Origin of the sequence: Legionella sp. PC1000 (assembly GCF_014109805.1) — a bacterium.
GTDB lineage: Bacteria > Pseudomonadota > Gammaproteobacteria > Legionellales > Legionellaceae > Legionella > Legionella resiliens.
Genome location: NZ_CP059400.1, coordinates 894,425 through 917,324 on the forward strand (window position 1 = coordinate 894,425; position 22,900 = coordinate 917,324).

Below are 22,900 nucleotides of genomic sequence, written 5' to 3' on the forward strand. Positions count from 1 at the left end.
ATCGTCTTACTTATCCTTTTAAAGCCTTTGCTAGTTTGTTTTTTACTAACTCCTCCACAATCAAATCACTCACATCAATGGTATTGGTTATATGACTTACCGTATTACAAGTAATGATTTGCGTGCCTTCCATTTCTGATAATAGGGAATAGGCATCTTCTGCAAAAAGCGCATGCACACCAATGCAAGTCACTGACTTAACTCCTAAATCTTGCAAATGCTTCACCGTTACTATCATGGTTCTGGCTGTGGAAATAATGTCATCGACGAGTACCGGCGTAGAGGATTGAAGCGTGGGGACAGTAGGCACGGAAATCACCACCTCTTTATCACCCCGTCTCTTTTTTTCCAAAATCACATAGGGAAAATCTCCCTTTTCTGCAATGTCGGCAACCCATTGCTGACTTTCCATATCGGGCCCAATAAGCACTGGCTTATTAATGTGGCTTGTAATCCATCTCGATATATTTGAAGTAGCATGTAAGACAAAAGTAGGAATGGAGTAGACTTCATCTAAAGAGTTATAACGATGCAAATGGGGGTCGATGGTCATGAGCCAATCAAATGAAGTGGAGAGTAATTCAGCAAAATAACGCGACGTAATCCCTTCACCCTGATGAAAACGTATATCTTGACGTAAATACGGAAGATAAGGGGCAATCAAGCCGATTTTTTTAGCTCCTAATTCTTTAGCTGTTTTAGCAAAAAACAGCAAAGGCAGTATTTTTCCATCGGGTCGGTTTAAGCTATCCACTACAATGAGGCTGCGATTTTTAACTTCCGAATTAATTTTTACGTACCACTCTGTATCTGGAAAACGATGCAACGTGACATCACCCACCTCCACTTGAAGCGCTTCTTTTAAACGTCTACTGATTTCTGAAGCATCAAATAATGAAAATAAAATGGGCTTCAAGGCTTCTCTCCCAGAACAATGGTATTTTGTTTATCGCGAATAAAATCGCGAGCATAAGTCATCTCTCCTGAAGACTCTGAATGGATGGTGAACAAAGGCTGTCCTTTTTCAACTTGGTCGCCAATATGAACATGCAAATCAACCCCTGCTGATTTAGACTTAGGGGCCCCTGCAAGCTTGGCAATTTTTGCGAGAATTCGATTGTCAATGAGAGATACTTTACCTGCTTTCTCAGCACCAATAGGGTGAGTAAAACGTGCCGCCGTCAATTCCCGCATGCCTCCTTGTGCCTCACAAATCGCCTGAAATTTTTTAAACGCCTCTCCGCTATCTAATAATTGTTTGGCTATCGATTGACCTAAGCCAGGTTGTACTGTTGATGAAAATTCCAGTACTGCTCCTGCAAGAGTTAATGATTTTTCGCGCAAATCCTTTGGGGCATGAGGCAATCCTTGTAATACCGCCAACACATCGCGTGCTTCCAGGGAAGGGCCAATACCATTTCCTATCGGTTGTGCGCCATCAGTAATTAGGGTATGGACCACAAGGCCTAACTGTTTTCCTACTTCTTCAAGGGATTGCTTAAGAAGTAAAGCCCTGGACTTATTTCTGACTTTTGCGGTAGGTCCCACTGGAATATCAATAACGGCATGGGTTGCTCCTGTGGCAATTTTTTTAGAAAGGATTGAGGCGACCAATTGACCTTCACTATCTAACTCAAGAGCACGCTCCACCCGAATAAGCACATCATCGGCAGGGCTTAAGCTCACAGCACCTCCCCAAACGATACAACCGTTTTCCTTTTCAACCACGTGACACATAGCCTTTGGGCTCAGTGACACCGGTGCTAAAGTTTCCATTGTATCTGCAGTACCTGCTGGAGAAGTAATTGCCCGAGAGGAAGTTTTTGGGATAATCAAGCCAAAAGCAGCTACAATGGGAACCACAACAAGGGTGGTGCGATTTCCTGGCAAACCACCAACACAATGCTTGTCTACAATCAAAGGAGATGACCAGGATAAGCGATCGCCACTGTCAATCATGGCTTTTGTAAGTTTCATGATTTCAGTATTGCTTAAACGTTCTGCGGCACTGGCCGCTAAAAAAGCAGAAATTTGCAAATCAGAAAGACGACCATTTAAAACGTCATCAACGATGGCTTTGATTTGTTTAAAAGAGAGTTCATTACCATAAATCTTCGTATGCACATAACTTAATGATTCCAGAGGTTTAGGATGGGATAATTGGATTTCATCCCCTTCTTTAGCATTTAAAGAATCCCAGGCATAGTGTGACAAGCTGGCTTCCCCGGGCTTAAGCAGCTCTGAGGTAACGACATTAAGCGTTGCGATAATGGAGCGTTTGCCAAGGGTCACTTGAATACGTGTCTGCACTTCAAAGCCTTCTGCATGACACACATGACAATCCTCTCGCATGTAAATAATGGCTTCATGATACGTCTTGATGCCTAAATATTTTAAACGCAAGGCATGACCCACTTCTTTTGTCACGACAAATCCTCCACATGCTGGTAAGAAGGAATCATGCAGGTGAAACCAAATTGCTGTTCAATCTTGTCTTTGAGCGATTGTGCACTGTGAGGTTCACCATGAGTGATAAAGACTTTTTTGGGTGGCCGAATAAAGTGCTTTAGCCAACCTAACAGTTCCTGATAATCGGCATGCGCAGAAGTACTGCTCATGACAACGACCTTGGCGCGTATAGGAATCATACTACCATGAATTTTGACCTCACGTTCCCCATTGACAATCCTAGCACCACGAGTGCCTCCTGCTTGAAAGCCGGTAAAAAGAAGGGTGCTCTTAGGATCAGGGGCAAAGGCTTTCAAATGATGCACAATACGACCACCCTGGGCCATCCCACTGGCGGCTATAATGATTTGAGGCATTTTATGACGATCGAGTTCTTTTGACTCCTCAGGGGTATTGATATAAGTAGCTGCGTTACATAAGCCATGGCATTGTTCCTCATTTAAACGATGATCCTCTTTATAAGTGCAGAGCAAATGGGTCGCATTGATGGCCATTGGGCTGTCTAAAAACACTGGAACGTCTTTGTGAACCTCTCCTTTTTGTTTCAGTTGATAAATAAAATAAAGAAGACTTTGCGCACGCCCTACGGCAAAGGCTGGAATGACGACAGAACCCCCTCGTTTGATGGTTGTATTAATCACTTGCCCCATTTGCGGCAACGGATCAGTTGCATCATGCAATCGGTCGCCATAAGTGGATTCCATGACCAGATAATCCGCTTCTTGAATGGGAGTTGGTGCCTTCATGACCGAATCATAAGGTCGACCAATATCCCCGCTAAACAAAAGGGAACACTTACTTGTTTTTATTTTGATCATCGCGGCACCCACGATGTGTCCTGCACGATGAAATTCGAAACTAAATCCATTAAATAATTGGTGCGGCGCATTAAAATCAACGGTTTCAAAATGGTTTAATGCCGTTCTAGCGTCTTTTTCGGTATAAAGAGGAAGCGCTGGCTTATGTTTCGAGAACCCGTATTTATTGGCTAATCGTGCTTCTTCTTCCTGAAGATGACCACTATCCGGTAATAAAATAGCACACAATGCTTTTGTACCGGGTGTTGCATAGATTTTTCCTTGAAATCCATTTTTTACTAATAGGGGCAAATAACCGGTGTGGTCAATATGCGCATGAGTGATAATCACAGCATCAATATCGCGCGGGTCAATAGGCAATGAAGCCCAGTTACGTAATCGTAATTCTTTATACCCTTGAAAAAGACCACAATCGATGAGAATTTTTTTAGAATCGATGGTCAAAAGGTATTTTGAACCAGTAACGGTTTGGGTTGCCCCTAAGAACGTTAATTTCATCTTGCCTCCATTAGACTTCCTTGTTTTTTCAAATCCACTTGCCAGCGCCACATCACATAAACCACGGGAATCACAATTAAAGTCAGCAATAGTGCTGAAAAAATCCCACCCACCATGGGAGCCGCGAGGCGTTTCATCACATCAGCACCAATACCTGTCGCCCACATCACCGGTAACAAACCCAGTATATTCGCAAGCCCTGCCATCGCCATAGGGCGAATACGCGATACGGCGCATTGCTGCACCGTTTGAATCAAGTCCGGCAAGGTTTTGAGTAATCCTTTTTCTTTTTGCTCGTTGTAATCAGAATCAAGGTAAGCGAGCATCACCGCACTCGTTTCAGCAGCCACTCCAGCAAGTGCAATCATCCCAACCCAGACCGCGATACTCATGTTGTACCCTAATAGAAGGAGCAGCAAAAATCCGCCAAGTAGAGCAAAGGGTACACCTAGCATCACCATCAATGTCTCAGTGATGGTGCGGAAGGTAAAGTAAAACAAAATAAAAATAATGGCTAAGGTGAGTGGTACAAAAATTTTAAGTCGTTCATACACGCGTTGCATGAATTCGTATTGACCTGACCAGGCAAGCGTGTAGCCCGGGGGTAATGTGACTTTTGCCTTGACCACTTGCTTTAACTCTTCCACGTAGCTTCCAATGTCTCGTCCGCTAATATCAATGAACACATAACCTGCTAACATCGCATTCTCATCGCGAACCATGGCAGGACCTGAACGAAAGGTTAAAGTCACCAATTGAGCAATAGGTATTTCAGCACCACTGGGTGTTTTCACTAAAATACGATTGATCTTATCCGGATCATCGCGTAATTCTCGCAAATAACGCACATTAACAGGATAACGTTCACGGCCTTCAATTGTGGTCGCTATGTTTTCACCACCCACGGCTGATTCGATGATACGATTGACATCCATAATGGTTAAACCATAGCGCGCAAGCTCGTCTCGATGGATGTCAAAATCAAGAAAATACCCTCCAGCCACCCGTTCCGCATACACCGTACTTGTCCCCGGTACTTCTTTGGCTACCATTTCGATTTCTTTGCCAATGGCTTCAATTTTTTTAATGTCAGGACCAAAAACTTTAATCCCTACAGCGGTTCGAATTCCTGTGGTGAGCATGTCATTACGCGCTTTAATGGGCATAGTCCAGGCATTGCTCACACCGGGAAATTGCAAGGCTTTGTCCATCTCAGCGACCAGGCTTTCATAGGTCACGCTTTTGCGCCAAAATTTCTTAGGCTTAAGTTCAACAATCACTTCCATCATGCTAAAAGGAGAAGGATCGGTTGACGTATTAGCCCGTCCCGTTTTTCCAAACACATAAGCCACTTCCGGGAATGATTTTAATTTCTTATCCATTTCCTGGAGCAGTTCTGTGGCTTGTGTGACCGATATGCCAGGTAAAGTAACAGGCATATATAAAATCGTACCTTCATACAGAGGCGGCATGAATTCTGAGCCAATGAGTTTATAGAGGGGAACCGTGGCTAATGCTGCTACCACAGCAATCGCTACTACAACACCACGGTAATGCAGTGCTAATTTCAAAACTGGTGCGTACATTTTTTGCATCACGCGGGTAATGGGATGTTTTTGCTCGGGGATGATACGCCCACGCACCAAAATAGGTAATAACATGGGGATTAAAGTAATGGCCAGCAAAGCACTCATAAAAATGGCTAAATTTTTTGTATAGGCCAAGGGTGAGAATAACCGTCCTTCTTGGGCCTCCAGGGTAAAAACCGGCATAAACGATATGGCAATAACCACTAATGATGCAAAAATGGCAGGGCCTACTTCTTTCGCTGAATCAATCAACACTTTGTTGCGATCGCCGGGACTTCCTTTTGCTTCCCAATCGGCTAACCGTTTGTGTGCGTTATCGACCATGATAATGGCCGCATCCACCATATCCCCAACCGCCACAATGATGCCGCCAATGGACATGATATTAAGGCCGATATTGAAAAAATAAATGGGAATAAACGAAATCAAAATAGCAAGCGGCAAAGTAATAATTGGAATCAAAGCGGAACGAAAATGCCCCAAGAAAACAATGATTAATAACCCAACCACCACAAGTTCTTCAATCAAATTCCAGTTGGCCGTTGAAATGGCTTCTCGAATCAGATTACTGCGGTCATACACATTGACCATTTTTATTCCTTCTGGAATGGCAGTAGCCAATTCTTTGAGCTTATCCTTGATTCGACCAATCACTTCCAAAACGTCTTCCCCAAAACGCATGATGACGATGCCACCAACGGTTTCGCCTTGACCATTTAAATCGACCACACCACGACGCATGTCTGAGCCTAGCTGCACGGTTGCCACATCTCGTAATAAAATCGGCGTCCCATTGGCATTCGTACCAATGGCTATTTTTTCAATATCATCTGTCGACGTGATATAGCCTCGTCCACGAACCATGTACTCTGTCCCTGAAAATTCAATGACACGCCCACCAGTATCATTATTGCTCATACGAATTTTTTCAATAATTTGGGGTACAGAAAGTTTATAGGAAAGTACTTTGACGGGATCTAAATTAATTTGATACTGCTTAACAAAACCACCCACGGTGGCGACCTCTGATACACCAGGTATAGCTCTTAACCAATAACTTAAATACCAATCTTGAAAAGTGCGTAAATCGGCCAGATTATGCTTCCCGCTTTCATCCACTAAGGCGTATTGATAAATCCAACCGACTGGTGTGGCATCAGGACCTAATTGAGGGGTCACCCCTTCAGGCAGTTTTCCGCTCAATTGGCTCATGTATTCTAATACGCGCGAGCGTGCCCAATAAATATCGGTTCCATCTTTAAAAATGATGTACACGTAAGAAAAGCCAAAATCAGAAAAACCACGCACAGCTACGACATTCGGTGCAGATAATAATGCTGTTACAATGGGATAAGTGACTTGATCTTCCACCAGATCCGGTGCTCTGCCCATCCATGTGGTATACACAATCACTTGCGTATCCGAAATATCAGGCAAAGCATCCATGCGAGTATTTTTTAAACCCCACCAACCGCCCAAGGAGAACCCCACGACAAATAGCAACACGATAAATCGATTGTTTGCGCAGAATTCAATTATTTTCTCAACCATGTAAATCCTTTTATCGTATTAATGCGTCAATGCTGCATTCCGCCCATTGCGGCTTTTAACTGACTCTCGGAATCAATGAGGAAATTGGCTGACGTAATAATATTATCTCCCTCTTTGATGCCTTGTACCACCTCGATCAAATCACCAGCACGCACACCCAATGTCACATTGCGCCACTCAATTTTTCCATCCCCATGATAAATAAACACCACCGCACGCTCGCCCGTTATCAAGACAGCATTTTTGGACACTACAAGTCGCTTGCCTAAAGGAATTTTTAAGTCAATATTGGCGTACATCCCCGGTTTTAATTGATCTTTGGCATTATCCACCACAAAACGAACCTTGGCGGTACGAGTTTTCATATCGACCGTTGGATAAATAAAATCCAGTTTGGCTTTAAACAATTGATTAGGCAAATACGACAAGGTGACATCTGCTGTTTGATCGAGTTTAATATAAGGTAATTCATACTCATAAATGTCGCCTAAAATCCACAAACGAGATAAATCGGCTATGGTATACAGTTCATCTTCTGGTTTGATTCGCATACCGACTAATGCCATTTTATGAATAACTGTTCCATTAATTGGAGAACTAATGGTCATCGTATTGGTAATTTTACCGCTTTGGGTTAATTGCTTAATTTCCTTTTCAGAAATCCCCCACAGCAAAAGTCTTTGCTTGGCAGCCTCGAAGGAGGTTTCTGAGCCTGATGCAATCGAACTATTTTGGTTTTTTCCAAGAATTTTTTTGGCCTGCAAAGCCAACAAACATTCTTGTTGAGTAGAAACCAGATCAGGACTATAAACAGTAAATAAAGCTTGACCCTTTTTAACTTTCTCTCCAGTAAAATTGACGAATAATTTTTCTATCCAACCATCAAAACGCACATGAATATGGGCAACCAACCGTTCATCTGCTTCAACATAACCCACCGTACGAATCGTTTTTTCAATCCATTGGCTTTTTACCGGCTCCGATGTAATGCCTATGGCTTGTAAGCGAACTGGGTCTATCATGATTAAATTGTCCGAGGTGGATTTTTTCATATCCATCTTGTCATGAGTAATTGTTGTTGATTGCGCAATACCTATTTGAACGGCGATTAATAACACAATAAATAAGACGATTGGCTTTCTAGACTTCATGTGAGCTTCCCTGTAATTTCTTCTATCTGCGTGATGGCTTTTTCGTGATTTGCCAACTCATTATGCAATTCAATTTCATTTTCTTGTAACGTCAGCAAGTTATTAAGCAAGGTTAAAAAATCCACTTTACCAACTCCATAATTGGCTTGTGATGAATTAAACGTTAGTGTGGCCAAAGGAATGATGGAGCCTTGAATCAATTCAATTAACTTTGCAGAACGCTGTTCCACTAAAAAAGCGTTTTTGACCTGGAAAAGCAGTGCTTGATAGGTAGTGTGCAAATCTTCTATTTCAGCATTGTAACGAGAAAGGGATTCTCGCAAGCCATTATTTTGCTTCTCCATAAAATACAAAGGAATAGTGGCTTTCAAGTTGACCATATATCCGTCATTATTCGTTACTGTGTTATGTAATTTTCCTCCTTCAATTTCAACATCAGGAAAATAATTCATTTTACTTAATTTAACCGTTTGGCGTCGTTGCTCAACGCTTCGTTCGCGTGCTTTTAATTGTGGAGAGCGCTGTTTGATGAGGTTATTGAGAAATGCCAAATTATGACGATGATGGGTTACAGATAACTGCGGTGGGGTATGAATTGCAATATCCAAAGGTCGATTTAAAAGACGGTTAATATCAGCCTCAAGCGATTCCCGCTCTTGTTTTAAGATAACCAAACGCATATCCAGGCGAGCGATTTCGGTTTGCGCCCGAAAAATATCTTGTTGCGGTACTTTTCCCACGCTGTAATTCACTTGAGCACTTTTTTCAAGCTCTTGCAGAAGCAGTAGGGTTTTTTGCAGGATTTCAATTGATTTATTAACCGAATAAAGGTTGTAATAGATACGCTTTAATTGGGCAATAACAACCAGGCACGTTGCCTGATAGTCAGCAGCTGCTCGCTTCGCCTTTTCCACCGCTATTTTCCCACGAACTGCAAGCTTCCCTGGAAATGGAATTTCCTGACTTGCACCAATCATTTGTAGCCGCATGGGATCAATATTCATCGGGGAACCAACACTGACTTTTGGATCAGGTAGTGAACGGGCTTGGGGTGCAACACGATTGGCAGCGAGCCAGCGCGCCTGAGCCGCCTTAATTTGTGGGTTATTTCCCTTAGCCTCTTCAATCAGTTTCTCTAAAGCCGGTATTGGAGCAGCATGGCTTAAAGAGAAAACAGGATAATTGATCAAGCTTATTATCATGATAACCCAGAAGCATTTTTTTAAATTAAAACGCCTCATGAGGTGAATTCCTTAATGTAATCATTTTCTTCAATTCCAAAATCAGTAAAGGGATGGTTCCTAAGACTATCCAAAGCAAGCATTCAGATAAAGTCACTGGACTAATTCCAAAAAGACGTTGCAAAAATGGGACATGATGAATGAAAATCTGCAACGCAAAACTAATGCTGACAATAAAAAACAATCGCATGTTTGAAAACAATCCTACTTGCCATATGGTCTTGGTTTGACTACGAGCCCCAAAGGCTCTCAATAGTTCAGCAGTCACTAAAACAGAAAAAGCAGCGTCCTGAGCCTGTATCAAATCCGCATTGACTAAATATTCGTAAGCAAACACACCAAAGGTGACTAGTGCCGTTAAACAGCCTATAAAAGATACCTGCTTGAAAAATGAAAAATTCATCAGAGATTGTTGTGATGATCTTGGCGGACGTTTAAGAATTCCAGGCTCAGCCGGATCGGTTGCCAAAGCCAATGCCGGCAAACCATCCGTCACTAAATTTATCCATAACAATTGGATTGGCAATAGTGGTAAGGGCCAGCCGATTAAAAGAACACTAAAAACAACCAGCAGTTCACCCATATTTCCCGCTAATAAATAAGCAAGCGTTTTGGCAATATTGTCATAAATTGTCCGCCCTTCTTCAATCCCATCGACAATAGAGGTAAAGTTATTATCCATGAGAATAATATCGGCAGATTCTTTAGTCACTTCAGTGCCTGTGATCCCCATTGCGATACCAACCGAAGCTTCTTTTAGTGCCGGTGCATCGTTTACACCATCACCAGTCATTGCAACCACCATGTGGTGTTTTTTCCAGGCACGAACGATTTTTAATTTATGTTCAGCAGTAACGCGAGCATAAACAGCAATCTGTTTCACACACGCCATAAAGTCATCATCAGACATCTTATCCAGTTCATTACCTGTCATCAGGCGATCGCCTGGATTCAGTATCTCTAATTCACGGGCAATTGCTTTGGCGGTATCGGGGTGATCGCCTGTGATCATGACTGGTTTAATGCCCGCCATTTTACAACGTTTAACCGAAGCTTTTGCATCAGCATGCGGGGGATCCTGGAGTCCTATAAGACCCAGTAAAACAAGATTATTTTCAATGTCTTCATCAGCAGCCTCCAATAATGAAGAATCGCATTGCCGTTGTGCAAAGGCCAAGATTCGCAATGCTTCACTGGCCATCAATTGACAGGATTGTTGCATACGGGCACGTTCTTTAGGGGTTAATTTTTTGATGCCCTCTCGAGTCAAAATATGGGTACAGCGTTCGAAAATCACTTCAGGTGCCCCTTTGACAAACGCAGTCAGTTGCTCTGCTTGCCTACGGATTATCGTCATACGTTTTCGTTCTGAATCGAAAGGCAATTCTCGTATGCGAGGAAAAGTAGACTCCAGATTATCACGCCAAATATCTCCTTTGGCAGCCGCTACTAATAGTGCAATTTCTGTTGGGTCCCCAACAGTGGATAGTTGTCCTTGTTGCAAACGAATTTCTGCATTGTTACAGGCCGAAGCGGCGTTCAAAACCGTCTGTAACAAATTATCTTTGGCGACATCGATCTCTTGACCTTGGGAAATAAAATGACCATCCAAGTGATATCCTTCACCTATGATACTGTACACTTCCTCTGCGGTAATGAGTTTACGGGCTGTCATCTCACCCACTGTTAATGTCCCTGTTTTATCCGTACAAATGACTTGGAGACAACCCAGAGTTTCCACAGCTGACATACGCCTTACCAAGACGGCACGTCGTACCATGCGTTGAACACCTAAGGCTAAAGCAACAGTGACTACCGCAGGTAAACCCTCAGGAATAGCCGCTACAGCCAGACTAACGGAGCTCATAAACAATTCAAAAAATGGAATACGACGTAACCAACCGAGAATAAAAATCAGTAGGACAATGGAAAAACAAAGCCATAATAGCCGGGAACCCACTTGATTAAGCCTTTTTTGTAATGGGGATTCATCACGAGAAGCCTCATTCAACATGGTCGCAATACGTCCCATTTCGGTACTCATTCCGGTTGCGACTACAATGGCTCGACCTGTACCATTCGCCACGGATGTTCCCATGAAGACCATGTTTTTGCGCTCAGCGAGTGGCGTTTCAACACTACAAAAATTGAGATTTTTTTCAATAGGCAATGATTCACCAGTTAAAGGGGCTTCCTCCGTCTTTAAGGAAGACAGCTCAAAAAGACGAGCATCAGCTGCAACTAAATCTCCTCCTTCAAAAAGAAGTGTATCGCCTGGCACGATATCGGAAGTAGTGATCATCTTGGCATGACCATCTCGAATTACCCTGGCTTTAGGGGAAGCCAATTTTTGCAACGCTAAAATAGCACGATCAGCTCGAAATTCGATAATAAAGCCGATAATGGCATTCAAAACCACAATGGCAAAAATGGCAATGGCATCTACTGTTTCACCCAGTAAAAATGAAATGACTACAGCGCCTAAAAGAACCCAGGTGACTAAACTGTTTACTTGTTGGAAAAGAATTTTCAAAAAAGAAGTTTTTTTCTGTTTGACCAATACATTAGCGCCAGACTCTTCTAAGCGTCGTTGTGCTTCTTCCTCAGTTAAACCAACTGATAAATCAGTTTTAAGTACTTTGGCCACTTCTTGGGGCTTCTTGTCATGCCAAATCTGCGTCATTGCGTCCATCCTTTGAATCTGCTCACCTATTATACATGTGAGTCTAATTTCCCTAAAAATTCAAACGCCTAAGTTGGTATTATAAGAGAATCAATACTCACGACAAACCCTTACAATTCAGTCTAAAGCCCCTGATGTTAACGACCACTGCCACCTCCATGGCCTTGCGCGACATGAATATTTTAATTCTTTGTACTATCGTTGGCAGCTCCACTGTTTGTACAAACAGCAAGTAATAAACAGCAGGCTAAAATAAACCAATGACTTTGTTTTATGATGATTTTTATCCATGATTTTAAAAGGAAATAATTAAAATATAGACTGTCATTCAATCACCAGTCAAAATAAATAGCTCTAATTGATTGAACGAATAACATCAAACTCTTCTTCCCAATCCAAAAGATAGACTAGATTATTTTGTGCATGATTACTATTTTTTGGGTGAAAACAGAGAGCTTTTTCTTTTTCCTCTTCGGCTCTTGCTTCAGGAAAATACTCCAAGATCTCCATATCACTCATGATAGTTCCATCGATAAATAGATTGCCTAATAATAACTTAAAATAAAGTGAATTATCTTAAGCATATCTAATTTTTCTTATACTTTAATTCGCTAAACTGATTTAAGCAATTGAATGAGATGTTGTATAAACTCTAAAAAAAACAGTAATCATATAAAGCGGTTAATTGAAACCTAGGTAGTTAGTGTTTATCTACGATATAATGATACAGAACGGTTGAGTGTCCTTGGAGCCAAAATTATTGTGAAAAAATTTATCATTGCCCTCATTGGTTTGCTATTAAGCAATTCGTATTATGGAATTGCTATTGCTGGAAATTCACATCATCATGCGATGAAAAATCCCTCAAAAAATTCATCGAAGTCACAGCAAAGTGCTACCATGCGATTATCAATTCAGAGGATAATTGAAAAAAAGGATAAGAAACTAGTCTTCCTCAAGTTATCTAAAACAACAAATAATAACCCAGTTACCCTAAACGATCTTGTTGAGGCACATACACAAAAGATTCATTTATTGATTATTGATGACAATCTCATGGACTACAGCCATGTTCATCCAGTTGAAACAACGACACCCGGTGTTTACCAATTTGAGTGGCAGCCTATCCTCAAAAATGCTTCTTATCGTGCATGGGCCGATCTATTGCCTGCGAATACAAAAATTCAGGAATATATTATTGCTGATTTTCCATCTCCTAAAAACATTAAGGGATTAGGAGGTCATATTGATCACCAGCCTTTATTTGAAAGCACTGTTGATGGCTATCAGTTCAAATTATCTTTTGATAAAACACCATTACAAGTGGGGCAACCAGCCATGGGTAAAATAGATATTGTTGATGCCAAGGGAAACCCAGTTCATACGTTAGAACCAATTATGGGTGCCTATGCTCACATCGTTGGTTTTAATGAAGACTTTAAAACCGTTACCCACGTTCATCCTATGGGGAAAGAACCCCAAAATAAGGCTGAACGTGGAGGACCCGAATTACAATTTCATATTGAGCCCAATAAAGCGGGATTTATTAAATTGTTCACCCAAGTACAAATTAATGGGAAAACACTTTTTGCCCCGTTTGGAATCCCAGTAAAAAATACAATGCAATATTAGATCCGCAATACTGGATACATCACTTGAATCACGAATCCATTCATCTCATATTGAACAAATAAAACTGGAGAAACCATCCATTGGCATGGTGGGTTAATTTTCTGGTAGTTGATTGATTTTCAATTTCATTGAATAGATATCAGATGACTTATCTTTGTGGCTTAAAGGTAAAGGAACTCTTACTTTATAAAGTTCTCCCCCATTTACTAAAACAAAAGCCTGCCCCTTTGGCAAAGAAATAATATCCTCTACTCCAATCATAGGCACAGAAGAAGTTTGTACTCTGTCCTCATTGGTTGTATTAAAATAAACCCCATCTTCCCCATGAGGTGTATCATTAACCATAGAAACTTGGGTATGTCCAATAACTCCAACTTGAGGCAGCACTTTAACCAGTAAATTGGCTGTTTCTTCATTTTTAACACGCAGCATAATTAGGGTATTAAAATTTCCCTCGGATACTTCTGCTTTAGCCCTGGAACCCAGTGCAACTTCCATATCTTGAATAGTTTGAGCGTAAGCGGTCACTTGAAAACCAGCACCGCCCGCTTTATTGAGAATCTTCACAAAAGAATCCTGGATAATCTCTGACAGCTCATCACAATGCAGATTCAATATATAGCGAGCATTGGGTTCCTTGTAAATTTTACCAGCTGTAGAAACCAGATCTGACAAAATAGCTTTACCCACTGCTTGGGCAATATTAGGATTAGTTAAACTATCTAAACCAATATAAAGCACTTTCTTATTTTTAATCACATCCATCAGCTCAATGTCACCTGCTTTGGCCTTTGACGATAGAATTTTTGAAGCATTACTTTTATTGATTTCAGACAATACAGGGCCGACGCTGGCTGTGATTTTGTCATAGTAGTGTTTATCCATAATAGCTGCATCATAAAGGTCTATCAGGATTTGGTCGTGAAGCGCTTCGGCATTGTTGCTTTTGATGGTTTTGTTGATGTGGTCTTTGACATATTGAATGACTGCCTGGTGGCGTTCCATAGGGGATTTGGTTTTATTGTTTTTACCAATCTTGCTGTCATGTTCCTCTATAATAGCTTCAATCTCTTGATGATATTTGGGATAGTGATTGGGTAGAATGGTGTCGGCATATGTCATCAATAGTTGATCTAATCGACTGATATAAAAGGCTATGGATTGGTAGGTAATGGGTTGTTTCATTTCTTCAAGACAAATGGCAACGATATTAACATATTTCCATGCAAAGGCTGCAAATTGCTTCCCTTCACCTTCTGCGGATATTGCATCGGTGATTCGTGTAGCCACTTCACTGATTTGGTCGAAATTTTTGAGAGGATTATATCGTGCGGATTTCTCTGGAAAGCCTAAGTGAACGATTTTGAAATCTTCTGTTCTGCCTGATACCTTACAGGCAGCCATCATGTCTCTAACCAAGTCCTGGTCGCCTTTAGGGTCTACAACAATAACGGCATCACCGTTTCGGATGTCCTGGTTAATCAGAATACTGGCTAATCGAGTTTTGCCGACTCTGGTAGTACCAACCACAAAAGTATGACCTACACGTACATCTTGAGGAATGTAAACTGGTTTATCTTCTTCTCCAACTCCGTGAAGGAAAGGACTTCCTCCGACGGGAGGATCGGGTCTGAATGGATTTAACTTGGAACGGTTGTTAAGCCATTTTGCTAATCGAGTGTGTTCATGGTTTTGGCAGAATTGTCTGGCCAGCTGATAGCTATAGCTCCTTTGCATGAACTTTTCATTTTTGACCTGTTTGATTTGATGCAGCTTTTGGGTATGGCTTGGTCGCCAGCGGAAACCTTTACCTAGAAATAGCCAGTTTTTGGATAAAGGAATTTCTGTGGTGGATAGGGCATAGGTTGGCATGGCTAAAAGTCTGTGCTGATATCGCTTAACCTTTATTGCTTGCCATGCTCTAAAGACACCAGGGATTGATAGTGTAATCGCTGCATATAGACTCATTGTTTGCGTAAGCAAGAACAGATGTGGTTGGCTATAAGCGAGTAGAGCCAAAGACAAACAGGTAATCGCTGACCAGGCTTCGGTTGGTTCCCGAAATAGGTTATTAATAGGATATTCGCTCATAACATTCTCCAAATCATCAGTGCATCAATAAATAAGAAAATAGCCAGTAGATACCAGCGGACTTTGAGGGCTGTTTTGAGTTGTTCGGATGAGAGTTGATTATTAATCTGTATGCGTGTGACCAGCTTTGGCCATAACAAAATCAAAGCCAGATAAAGTAGTCCATGTAAGCCTAGAAACAACGGTTGTATATTAGCGAATGTATGTTGCCAACGAGTGAGAATATTTGTATTGATAATCCAAGGAGCAATCATCAATAAACCAATGATTGGTAAAATGGCTTGAATCAGTACTAGAATGAATGAACGGATGTAATGTTTAATCATAGGGATAGCTCCAAATGAGAAAGGTATTTCGCTTGTTGGCGGTAGTTCTTGATGCCCTTGTTGGCGTAGCCGAGGATAAACCTGCTAAACGCTATTTGACTGTTTATGAGGCTCAAGAAAAATTTGATAAGGGCTTGATTAGTATTCGTGAATACAATGAATCCCTTGAGTCTAAATAAGGCCTTCATCGAAGACCTCCTGATATCACTTTAACGCCTGTTTTAGCTACCTGCATACCTGATTGACTTACGTTATCGCTATGGCGTTCAGAACCGCTGACTAAATCCATAAGACCTGCACCAGCGTCACCGCCAAAATGACTAGATAATCTGAGTAACAAAACGGGTGCTACAAAGTAAAACATTACAGCCATATTCTTCATGGCCGAAATAGCCTCGTTTTCCCCTAATGGATCAAGCACAGAGCGTTCGAGAAATCCGACCAGATGCCAGAGGTATTGAAGAAAGATAGCCATAACAAACAAGGCGCACAGACTGCCCAACGCTCTTGGACTATAGCAACTTAAGGACAATACTATTGGCGTTAAAATGATTAAAAAGAACATGAAAAACGCTTGCATGACGGGCAGGGTTTGCATGATTGCTTCTCTTTTTAATGGGGTGGATGTCCAGGATTTTGTCCATTGTCCGACATTGACCAAGCTATGGGTAATGGCAGATGCGACCTTACCATTATTATTGTCCATGAGGTTTTGCACAGAACTGGTCTGCATGTCTCTGCTTTCTTGCAAGAGCATTTTTGCAATAAAATCTTCTGCGCTGATGTCTGCTTTCCAGGCTTTCGGATGTTTCATTTTATATTGGCGAACCCTATCCAACATAGCGTAGTAGTTCAGATGTTTATTGAAAACGCTGGCCTGATTAGAGACTTCAACCAAGTCAGTTTTGATTTTATTCCACCATTGCTGACAGCTGGGATAACCATCTTCTGGCAATCGTTCGGGTGGGATATCGCCACGATTAGCTGCTTTTTCAAGATTGCGATTAGGGGCTTGATGAAAGGTAAATCCTGGCACTGGTTGGCGTGCATGAAGTTTGCTGTAATACATCTTTTGCAGGATTTTAGAACCTATCCAGTTTAAATCATCTTCACCGCCATAGCGTTTGAGCATAGGGTCTAATTCACTGGCTTCATGCTTTTCACTATTGAATTGAGTTCTTGCTTCAATAAAACATTGCCTATGAAAATCCAATGCTTGTTTGCGAACGCTTTGGGGTAGATAGGTTGATACCAAATCGCCTTGAATAGATTGCAAACTATCGGTGCAACCCGTTACCTTCATAAGGCTGTAAGTGAAGCTCGACATGAAATTCTGGATAATGGCAAAGCCTATAGGAATTTTGACCTGGTTAGTCAGTAGATCTGCAAAGGCTTCATCATAAGTTGTGCCGCTGTCGCCAATGACCGCAGTCGTTGGGTTCTTTAGTCCACATAGGGGTTTAAATTGTAAGGCTTTGGTTTCCAATGGTACGCAAGGATAGACAAATAAACTGCATATCAGGAAAGTGACTGCCAATTCATAAAGGAAATTATTTAAAGCATGTTCCACAGCATAAAAAGCGCCAGCTGGATTAAGCACATTTTTAAGAAAGCGATAGCCAATGGCCAAAAACCCAAGATATAACAGCCCTGTTTGCCACAGGGCGTTAAATAGAACCTCATACTGTTGCCAGCCTAGATAGGTGGTGTAGAGGGATAAAGGGTTAAAGACGATCATGATTAAGCTCCTTTATTTTCTTTGACGTAGATTGCACCATTTTTTACTGCTGGCTGTTCATGATCCTGGCCTGGGATATTTTGGTTTTGTGCTTGGTGGCGAATGTCCATGATGGTTCCCAAAGTCTCATTCATCATTTTTTTGCGGACATCGTTTTCAAATGACAATGAGTGAATGTCATCATCCAGTTTTTTCAGTGCAAAAAGGACCATGTTCATAGCAGGTTTTAAGTTTTGTACTTCTTGTACTTGCAGTCCTGCTTGTAAAATACGACGCATCATTAAGGCTTTATCCAACATGTTTTGGACAGCAATTTCCTCAGCTAACTTCGAGACAGTGAGCATCTGTTCTTCACGAGGTAAATGTTGAATTGTGATAATGACTTCATCAGTAATCAGTAAATTGGAGGCGCTGACTTTATGCAGATTTTCTTCGGTCAGTGTCCATGTACCATTGACTAAATTCCATAAGGCTTTGGCAATGTTCTGACTACAGGTATTAGCGTTCGCACAGCTTTGCAATAAGGCTGATAAGCCTATCCCTGCTTTAGCATCGTGATTTTGTTTGTTTTCACTGCTGCTGACTTGAATATCACCTAGAACCTTAACTGCCCAATTGGCAGCATCAGTAGGTGTTGGCCAGCTTAGTGTCATAGGGATTTTAGTACTTGGTTTCTCCAAGGAATTTAAAGGTTTTCTCTCCAAAAGAATGTTGTACCCAGCAATGACTACATCATTAATCACCTTAATGGGGCGTTGGAATTTACCGCCAGCATTGCCTTTATCGCTGCCTATCCAGGGTAGACCGTATTCATCTCGTTTTTGGGCAATACTTTTTGACGTTTCGGTCACATCGACGTTTTCCTTCTTAGCCCGTTTGGCAGCATCGAGCCATCCCTGACTATCTGATACTGATAAGATGCCTTCCATAGGAGATTGGTTTTGTTCCAATGCTTGTTTGACTTCCTGACAATCTTTAACTTTGAGGGTAAATTCATTTTGCGCGCTAGATGCAGCATTTTGTAGAACATTGTATAAAGCAGGCATGGACTGTTGTAGCTTATAAAGCGGAAATCCTGCGACAGAGCCTTTCAAATTATCAATTACACCGCCAGGGATATTTAATGCTGATTTCTTTAAATCCTGAAAAGTATTGGTAATGGATACCACAGGATTAAAACCGCTACAGGAAAAGCCCATACGGCCATCTATATCTGCACCAATAACCAGTGTTTGATCTTTATTGACGGGTGGAATAAATAAATTAGATGTTCCTCCTAATTCGTAATAGTAATCAGATTGGCTAGGCATAAAGCTGCCAGCTTGGATCAGAGAGGGGATTAGTAAACTAAGTAGTAGTGATTTCTTCATGGCATCGTCCTATCGTTTTTGAGGTTGTTCTACTTTGGGAAAGGTTAAAAAGTTCACGAGTTTGCCTTCGTGCTGGATACAGCCGCGGTATTTACGCCAGAGGACAAATACATAATTACCATTACCCGCTTTGTCATCTTCTGTACCAAAGTCCTGTGCATCCCCTGGGTGAATATTTCGGTTAATGGGGTAGATTTCCTGCCAGATGACCTTGGTGTTTCTGGGGTCATAAATGGCATTAGCTACTACACAGTTTCTCCCACAGGAATTACGAGTTGATTTGGTGACATGTAAGGGATTTTTATTGGTGACGATATCCGCTGCGTGCATGGCCGCTACAACTGAGGCTCTATAGTTATAGGGCTGAGTCACTCGCATTAATCTTGGAATTTCAGAACCCCAATTTTGGGTGAATGTGCCAATGTCATGATTAATTAATAGGTATGGATGAGTTCCCATATACAACAACTCAGCGGCTTCTGTTCTATCCATGACTGCATCAGCTTCGGCAAGATAATAAGGAACACCAAAACCTGTTTCAGGTCTATGTGACAGGTAAGGGATACGATAGAAAGCAGCAGGGCTGCCAATAACATCAACGATACGGGTGCGTTCATCATTAATATGAAGATCGGTGGTTTGGCCGCTGTCATTGCCAAAACCTAATTCAGAACCAGTCGCAGCTTTATAAGCTTGTTGATACAGTGTTCTTGCTGCTTTATTTTCGTAAAGCGTTCGTGCCTCAAGCCAGGGATTTTCTTCTGGCTTATTGCTGACAGTAATGATTAGATCAGGCAAGAATTGCTCAACCGCGGGCGTGACTTCAAGCCTGGGCGGTAGACGGCCTACAGCCCAGGTACAAGAACCAATCACTTTATAATGGCTGTTTTGAAATAGCTTTTGCAAGACCCGTGTGGCTATGGTGAAGGTGTTCACTGGGTGAGGAGGGCTAGTGCTTTCTAAAGCAAAGGACAAGTTAGTCATAAAAATAAGCCCTATTGTGAGTAGCCGTGTTAGGTTGTTCGAGTTTTTTAGCCATGATTTCAGCAGCTTCAAGGACATCATGTTCTTTCTCCAGGAGGTGGCGTTGTGCTTTTTCTGATTTTTCAGTCATTAAGAGGGCAAGCAGGTAGCGAGGCGGAATGACACGAAACAATCCCTGATAACGTGACCCTAATAAAACTGCTTCTGCATACAAGCCTTTTTGCGAATCAATATCTCTGATTAAGGTTTCCTGCTGCGGTGTTAATGATTTAAAGCGTTTGACATCAGCAATTTCTTTTTCATCAAGTCCCAATAAAATCCAGGTTTCAATCAACGATAAAATTTTGGTGGCCTTTTCTGAATTCATGTCCGTGACGTTTTGGGTAATAGCAACTAGCCAAAGACCGAGCTTTCTTGCTACTTTGGCAATCAGTAAACACACGGTCACAACAGAAGGGATTTGAAATTGCAAATGGGACTCATCAATAAAGAGAAAGGTTGGTCTGTTATCGTTCTGGGTGGCTTCCGCCATGGCTAGTATTCTTGGTAGCAACGACACCATGACCAAGGCCAGTTTGCCGGTATCATCCTTAATGGCTGAAATATCAACATGAAAAATATCAAAGTCACCTAAAGGCTCTGTCGGCACATTAAAAAAACGAGATTTGACACTGTTAATCACATAACTGTTCAATCGATCGTGCATATCAAGGATGCGGTCTTTCTTGCGAGCAACTGTTTCTCTATCCAGTCGTCGTTTAAAAGCACTTACGATATGCTCAGTGAGCATTTGCGGTATTTCATTGTTAAAGGACGTTAAAATTGCATCACTTAACACTTCGATTAATAGAGTTTCATCAGCCAAAGTAAATTGTTCTTCTTCCAAAGCATTAGCCTCAGTAATCATGGTACGTAAAGCTAAAGCAAGCTCGGCCAGATAAGATCGGTGACCATCACCACAGACCACGTCTTCTGAATTAGCAGGTTCTTGAAGGTTGCTCTTTAATTCCATGATTTTTTGAGCAATTAAGGTAGCCTGCTCTGTACTTAAATTATCTGTGATTTCGGGAATGGCTTTATATGCTTCACAAAATGGATTTAATGGGACTGCTTCATCTTTCTTATTGCTCAGTAATAACTGGTTGGTCTTTTTACCGTGCGCTTTGGCGTGAATGAGTATCCTGTCAAAAGAGTTTCCCATTTCAAAAAGCACTACTCGGGCATCTTTCATGGCCAATAAAGATTGAATCATCCAGCCCGTTAAAACCGACTTGCCACCACCAGAGTTTGCGAAAATAGCGCAATGAGAATTTTGGCTAACAAAATCATGATGCAGTAAGTCAAAAAAAACAGGTTCACCCAAACGATTGAAAAAAGGGAAACAAGGTAAATGTCGTGCCCCTTGGTTGCGTCCATAGACCGGAAGCAGTGCTGCCAGCTCAGTGGCATACATCAGACGATCAAAACATAAATATTTACGGGCATAGTAGGGATCAAAATTAAAGGGTAGAGCATTGAGCCAGGAATTTAGAGGATGGAGATCATAGTTGGAATGAATCAAGGGCATTTTGGCATCATTGAAAATCGCGTGCAGATTTTTTTCTATGATTTGAGCTTGTTGCTCATCTTCGGCTTGATAGAAAATGGCCTGATTAACCCAGAACAATCGATTGCCCATACTTAACTCATTACGGGCTGTCCTAATATCATCTTTGACTTCCTGAGGTTTTAGACTGGTTCCTACGATTCCTTTTTCCAATCGCGTTAAATGGGAATCAAGATTTTCATCATGACTAAAGACGACTTGGATTGTGTAGATGCTTCCTTCTGGCAAGGTATCTAAAAGTGCGTATCGATGTTTGGGATTGGCTTGCTGTCTTTCTCGTGAGACTAAACCAATGATAGGCGCTTCTTTTAACCCATCCACATATAGAATTCTTTGTTTCATTCCTTCAAAGATGAAGCCTTGTTCATCGCTTTCAGGTGGAGCAAAGAATACATTTTGCGCTAGGTTAAAACCTGCTGGTATGGGATTCGGATAAGGGTATTGTTCTAATATCTCGTCAGCTGATTTGGGATTAAACCAACGTATCCACCACTGGTAATAATCTTGCCCTTTGAGGCGTTTAATTTCCAGCCCTGGTGAACGCAGTTTGGTTTCAATCTGACTAATGACTTCTTGATGTTCGAGAAGAATTTGCTCTCGAGGTAGAGTGGTTTGGTGTAATTGTCTATAAAACAAAACTCTGATTCTTCGTCTTCGTCCACGGTAGGGCGCGCCTGTTTTGGGATCAATAAATAAGCCTTCGGGTCGGGTCATCTTATTGTAGAGATCGTGCAGGCGTTCTAAATAATCTTGCGTTAATGGACTTTCTCTAAATTGTTGGGGGATTTGGGTTTTAATATGAGTGATAACGGGATCAAGGCAATATTCGTCTTGAACAAACATCTGCATGACCCAAGGATCAACGGCATGAAGTGGAACTACCGATGCAAAGGTATCCCGAATTTTATTAAATACGGCTTGTAAATATTCAGGTGAAGCGGCTTCTGCTTGAATGTCACCTAATTCAAACCCCGAACCTAAACTTTTACCATCGGCAAATAAAAAGACCTGCTCTTGTTCATTAAAATCAACAATAGCCAGTCTATCGGCAAAAGAGGGTAAAGGATTGGCGTAACGCTTTTTAACGGTTTGTTCCTTTATGGCTTGGGGATTCATTTCCCCAAGCAACCAGTTAGATAATCGTTTCATTATG

16 protein-coding genes are annotated in these 22,900 nt (G+C 41.6%); 2 read left to right on the forward strand and 14 right to left on the reverse strand.

Translation table 11 applies throughout. The features are described 5' to 3' along the window. Window positions 1–10: 10 nt before the first annotated feature. The 8 genes from FOLKNPGA_RS03920 to FOLKNPGA_RS03955 form a co-directional block, all read right to left on the reverse strand. Window positions 11–916 (reverse strand): ribose-phosphate pyrophosphokinase, encoded by a 906-nt coding sequence (locus FOLKNPGA_RS03920; RefSeq protein WP_058441822.1) that lies wholly within the window; start codon window positions 914–916, stop codon window positions 11–13. Continuing rightward, window positions 913–2,427 carry a thymidine phosphorylase family protein gene (locus FOLKNPGA_RS03925; RefSeq protein WP_010652850.1) on the reverse strand — a complete coding sequence of 505 codons (1,515 nt, stop codon included), beginning with the start codon at window positions 2,425–2,427 and terminating at the stop codon, window positions 913–915. Before FOLKNPGA_RS03925 ends, FOLKNPGA_RS03920 begins: the two co-directional genes overlap by 4 nt. Further along, window positions 2,424–3,785, reverse strand: coding sequence for an MBL fold metallo-hydrolase RNA specificity domain-containing protein (locus tag FOLKNPGA_RS03930; protein WP_182351803.1), 1,362 nt, complete (start codon window positions 3,783–3,785; stop codon window positions 2,424–2,426). Before FOLKNPGA_RS03930 ends, FOLKNPGA_RS03925 begins: the two co-directional genes overlap by 4 nt. Continuing rightward, complete coding sequence (locus FOLKNPGA_RS03935) at window positions 3,782–6,925, reverse strand: efflux RND transporter permease subunit (RefSeq protein WP_010652852.1); 3,144 nt, start codon at window positions 6,923–6,925, stop codon at window positions 3,782–3,784. Before FOLKNPGA_RS03935 ends, FOLKNPGA_RS03930 begins: the two co-directional genes overlap by 4 nt. A 26-nt stretch (window positions 6,926–6,951) precedes the next feature. Then, on the reverse strand, window positions 6,952–8,076 hold the full coding sequence (locus FOLKNPGA_RS03940; protein ID WP_010652853.1) for an efflux RND transporter periplasmic adaptor subunit: 1,125 nt from the start codon (window positions 8,074–8,076) through the stop codon (window positions 6,952–6,954). Beyond that, the gene (locus FOLKNPGA_RS03945; protein WP_010652854.1) at window positions 8,073–9,317 is read right to left on the reverse strand and encodes a TolC family protein; all 1,245 of its coding nucleotides are present in this window, start codon (window positions 9,315–9,317) and stop codon (window positions 8,073–8,075) included. Before FOLKNPGA_RS03945 ends, FOLKNPGA_RS03940 begins: the two co-directional genes overlap by 4 nt. Beyond that, window positions 9,304–12,000, reverse strand: coding sequence for a cation-translocating P-type ATPase (locus tag FOLKNPGA_RS03950; RefSeq protein ID WP_010652855.1), 2,697 nt, complete (start codon window positions 11,998–12,000; stop codon window positions 9,304–9,306). The genes FOLKNPGA_RS03945 and FOLKNPGA_RS03950 overlap by 14 nt, the downstream gene beginning before the upstream one ends. A 354-nt stretch (window positions 12,001–12,354) precedes the next feature. Continuing rightward, a complete protein-coding gene (locus FOLKNPGA_RS03955) occupies window positions 12,355–12,519 on the reverse strand; it encodes a hypothetical protein (RefSeq protein ID WP_154080663.1) in 165 nt (54 codons plus the stop codon). A 243-nt stretch (window positions 12,520–12,762) separates the two neighbouring features. Between FOLKNPGA_RS03955 and FOLKNPGA_RS03960 the strand changes: the two genes are divergently transcribed. Continuing rightward, window positions 12,763–13,632 (forward strand): hypothetical protein, encoded by an 870-nt coding sequence (locus FOLKNPGA_RS03960; protein ID WP_010652856.1) that lies wholly within the window; start codon window positions 12,763–12,765, stop codon window positions 13,630–13,632. Between the two features lie 93 nt (window positions 13,633–13,725). Here the strand turns inward: FOLKNPGA_RS03960 and traD are convergent, their stop codons facing one another. After that, window positions 13,726–15,723 (reverse strand): type IV conjugative transfer system coupling protein TraD, encoded by a 1,998-nt coding sequence (gene traD / locus FOLKNPGA_RS03965; RefSeq protein ID WP_010652857.1) that lies wholly within the window; start codon window positions 15,721–15,723, stop codon window positions 13,726–13,728. Beyond that, window positions 15,720–16,049 carry a hypothetical protein gene (locus FOLKNPGA_RS03970; RefSeq protein WP_010652858.1) on the reverse strand — a complete coding sequence of 110 codons (330 nt, stop codon included), beginning with the start codon at window positions 16,047–16,049 and terminating at the stop codon, window positions 15,720–15,722. Before FOLKNPGA_RS03970 ends, traD begins: the two co-directional genes overlap by 4 nt. Window positions 16,050–16,063: 14 nt before the next feature. Between FOLKNPGA_RS03970 and FOLKNPGA_RS03975 the strand changes: the two genes are divergently transcribed. Next, window positions 16,064–16,228 carry a hypothetical protein gene (locus FOLKNPGA_RS03975; protein ID WP_010652859.1) on the forward strand — a complete coding sequence of 55 codons (165 nt, stop codon included), beginning with the start codon at window positions 16,064–16,066 and terminating at the stop codon, window positions 16,226–16,228. Between the two features lie 5 nt (window positions 16,229–16,233). Here the strand turns inward: FOLKNPGA_RS03975 and FOLKNPGA_RS03980 are convergent, their stop codons facing one another. Genes FOLKNPGA_RS03980 through FOLKNPGA_RS03995 form a run of 4 tightly spaced genes read right to left on the reverse strand, consistent with a single transcriptional unit; the run spans window position 16,234 to window position 22,896 of the window. Next, window positions 16,234–17,787: a conjugal transfer protein TraG N-terminal domain-containing protein gene (locus tag FOLKNPGA_RS03980; protein WP_010652860.1), complete on the reverse strand. Its 1,554-nt coding sequence runs from the start codon at window positions 17,785–17,787 to the stop codon at window positions 16,234–16,236. A gap of 2 nt (window positions 17,788–17,789) precedes the next feature. Next, window positions 17,790–19,157, reverse strand: coding sequence for an integrating conjugative element protein (locus FOLKNPGA_RS03985; protein WP_010652861.1), 1,368 nt, complete (start codon window positions 19,155–19,157; stop codon window positions 17,790–17,792). Between the two features lie 9 nt (window positions 19,158–19,166). After that, entirely contained in the window at window positions 19,167–20,141 is a 975-nt protein-coding gene (locus FOLKNPGA_RS03990) for a TIGR03756 family integrating conjugative element protein (RefSeq protein ID WP_010652862.1), read from the reverse strand. Continuing rightward, a complete protein-coding gene (locus FOLKNPGA_RS03995) occupies window positions 20,134–22,896 on the reverse strand; it encodes a conjugative transfer ATPase (protein ID WP_010652863.1) in 2,763 nt (920 codons plus the stop codon). The genes FOLKNPGA_RS03990 and FOLKNPGA_RS03995 overlap by 8 nt, the downstream gene beginning before the upstream one ends. Window positions 22,897–22,900 lie beyond the last annotated feature (4 nt).

Bases quoted from the DNA above. Each gene is read 5' to 3' on its own strand.
- FOLKNPGA_RS03930 (WP_182351803.1), bottom strand. From the start codon at position 3,785: ATGAAATTAACGTTCTTAGGGGCAACCCAAACCGTTACTGGTTCAAAA.
- FOLKNPGA_RS03935 (WP_010652852.1), bottom strand. From the start codon at position 6,925: ATGGTTGAGAAAATAATTGAATTCTGCGCAAACAATCGATTTATCGTG.
- FOLKNPGA_RS03940 (WP_010652853.1), bottom strand. From the start codon at position 8,076: ATGAAGTCTAGAAAGCCAATCGTCTTATTTATTGTGTTATTAATCGCC.
- FOLKNPGA_RS03945 (WP_010652854.1), bottom strand. From the start codon at position 9,317: ATGAGGCGTTTTAATTTAAAAAAATGCTTCTGGGTTATCATGATAATA.
- FOLKNPGA_RS03950 (WP_010652855.1), bottom strand. From the start codon at position 12,000: ATGACGCAGATTTGGCATGACAAGAAGCCCCAAGAAGTGGCCAAAGTA.
- FOLKNPGA_RS03955 (WP_154080663.1), bottom strand. From the start codon at position 12,519: ATGAGTGATATGGAGATCTTGGAGTATTTTCCTGAAGCAAGAGCCGAA.
- traD (WP_010652857.1), bottom strand. From the start codon at position 15,723: ATGAGCGAATATCCTATTAATAACCTATTTCGGGAACCAACCGAAGCC.
- FOLKNPGA_RS03970 (WP_010652858.1), bottom strand. From the start codon at position 16,049: ATGATTAAACATTACATCCGTTCATTCATTCTAGTACTGATTCAAGCC.
- FOLKNPGA_RS03975 (WP_010652859.1), top strand. From the start codon at position 16,064: ATGAGAAAGGTATTTCGCTTGTTGGCGGTAGTTCTTGATGCCCTTGTT.
- FOLKNPGA_RS03980 (WP_010652860.1), bottom strand. From the start codon at position 17,787: ATGATCGTCTTTAACCCTTTATCCCTCTACACCACCTATCTAGGCTGG.
- FOLKNPGA_RS03985 (WP_010652861.1), bottom strand. From the start codon at position 19,157: ATGAAGAAATCACTACTACTTAGTTTACTAATCCCCTCTCTGATCCAA.
- FOLKNPGA_RS03990 (WP_010652862.1), bottom strand. From the start codon at position 20,141: ATGACTAACTTGTCCTTTGCTTTAGAAAGCACTAGCCCTCCTCACCCA.
- FOLKNPGA_RS03995 (WP_010652863.1), bottom strand. From the start codon at position 22,896: ATGAAACGATTATCTAACTGGTTGCTTGGGGAAATGAATCCCCAAGCC.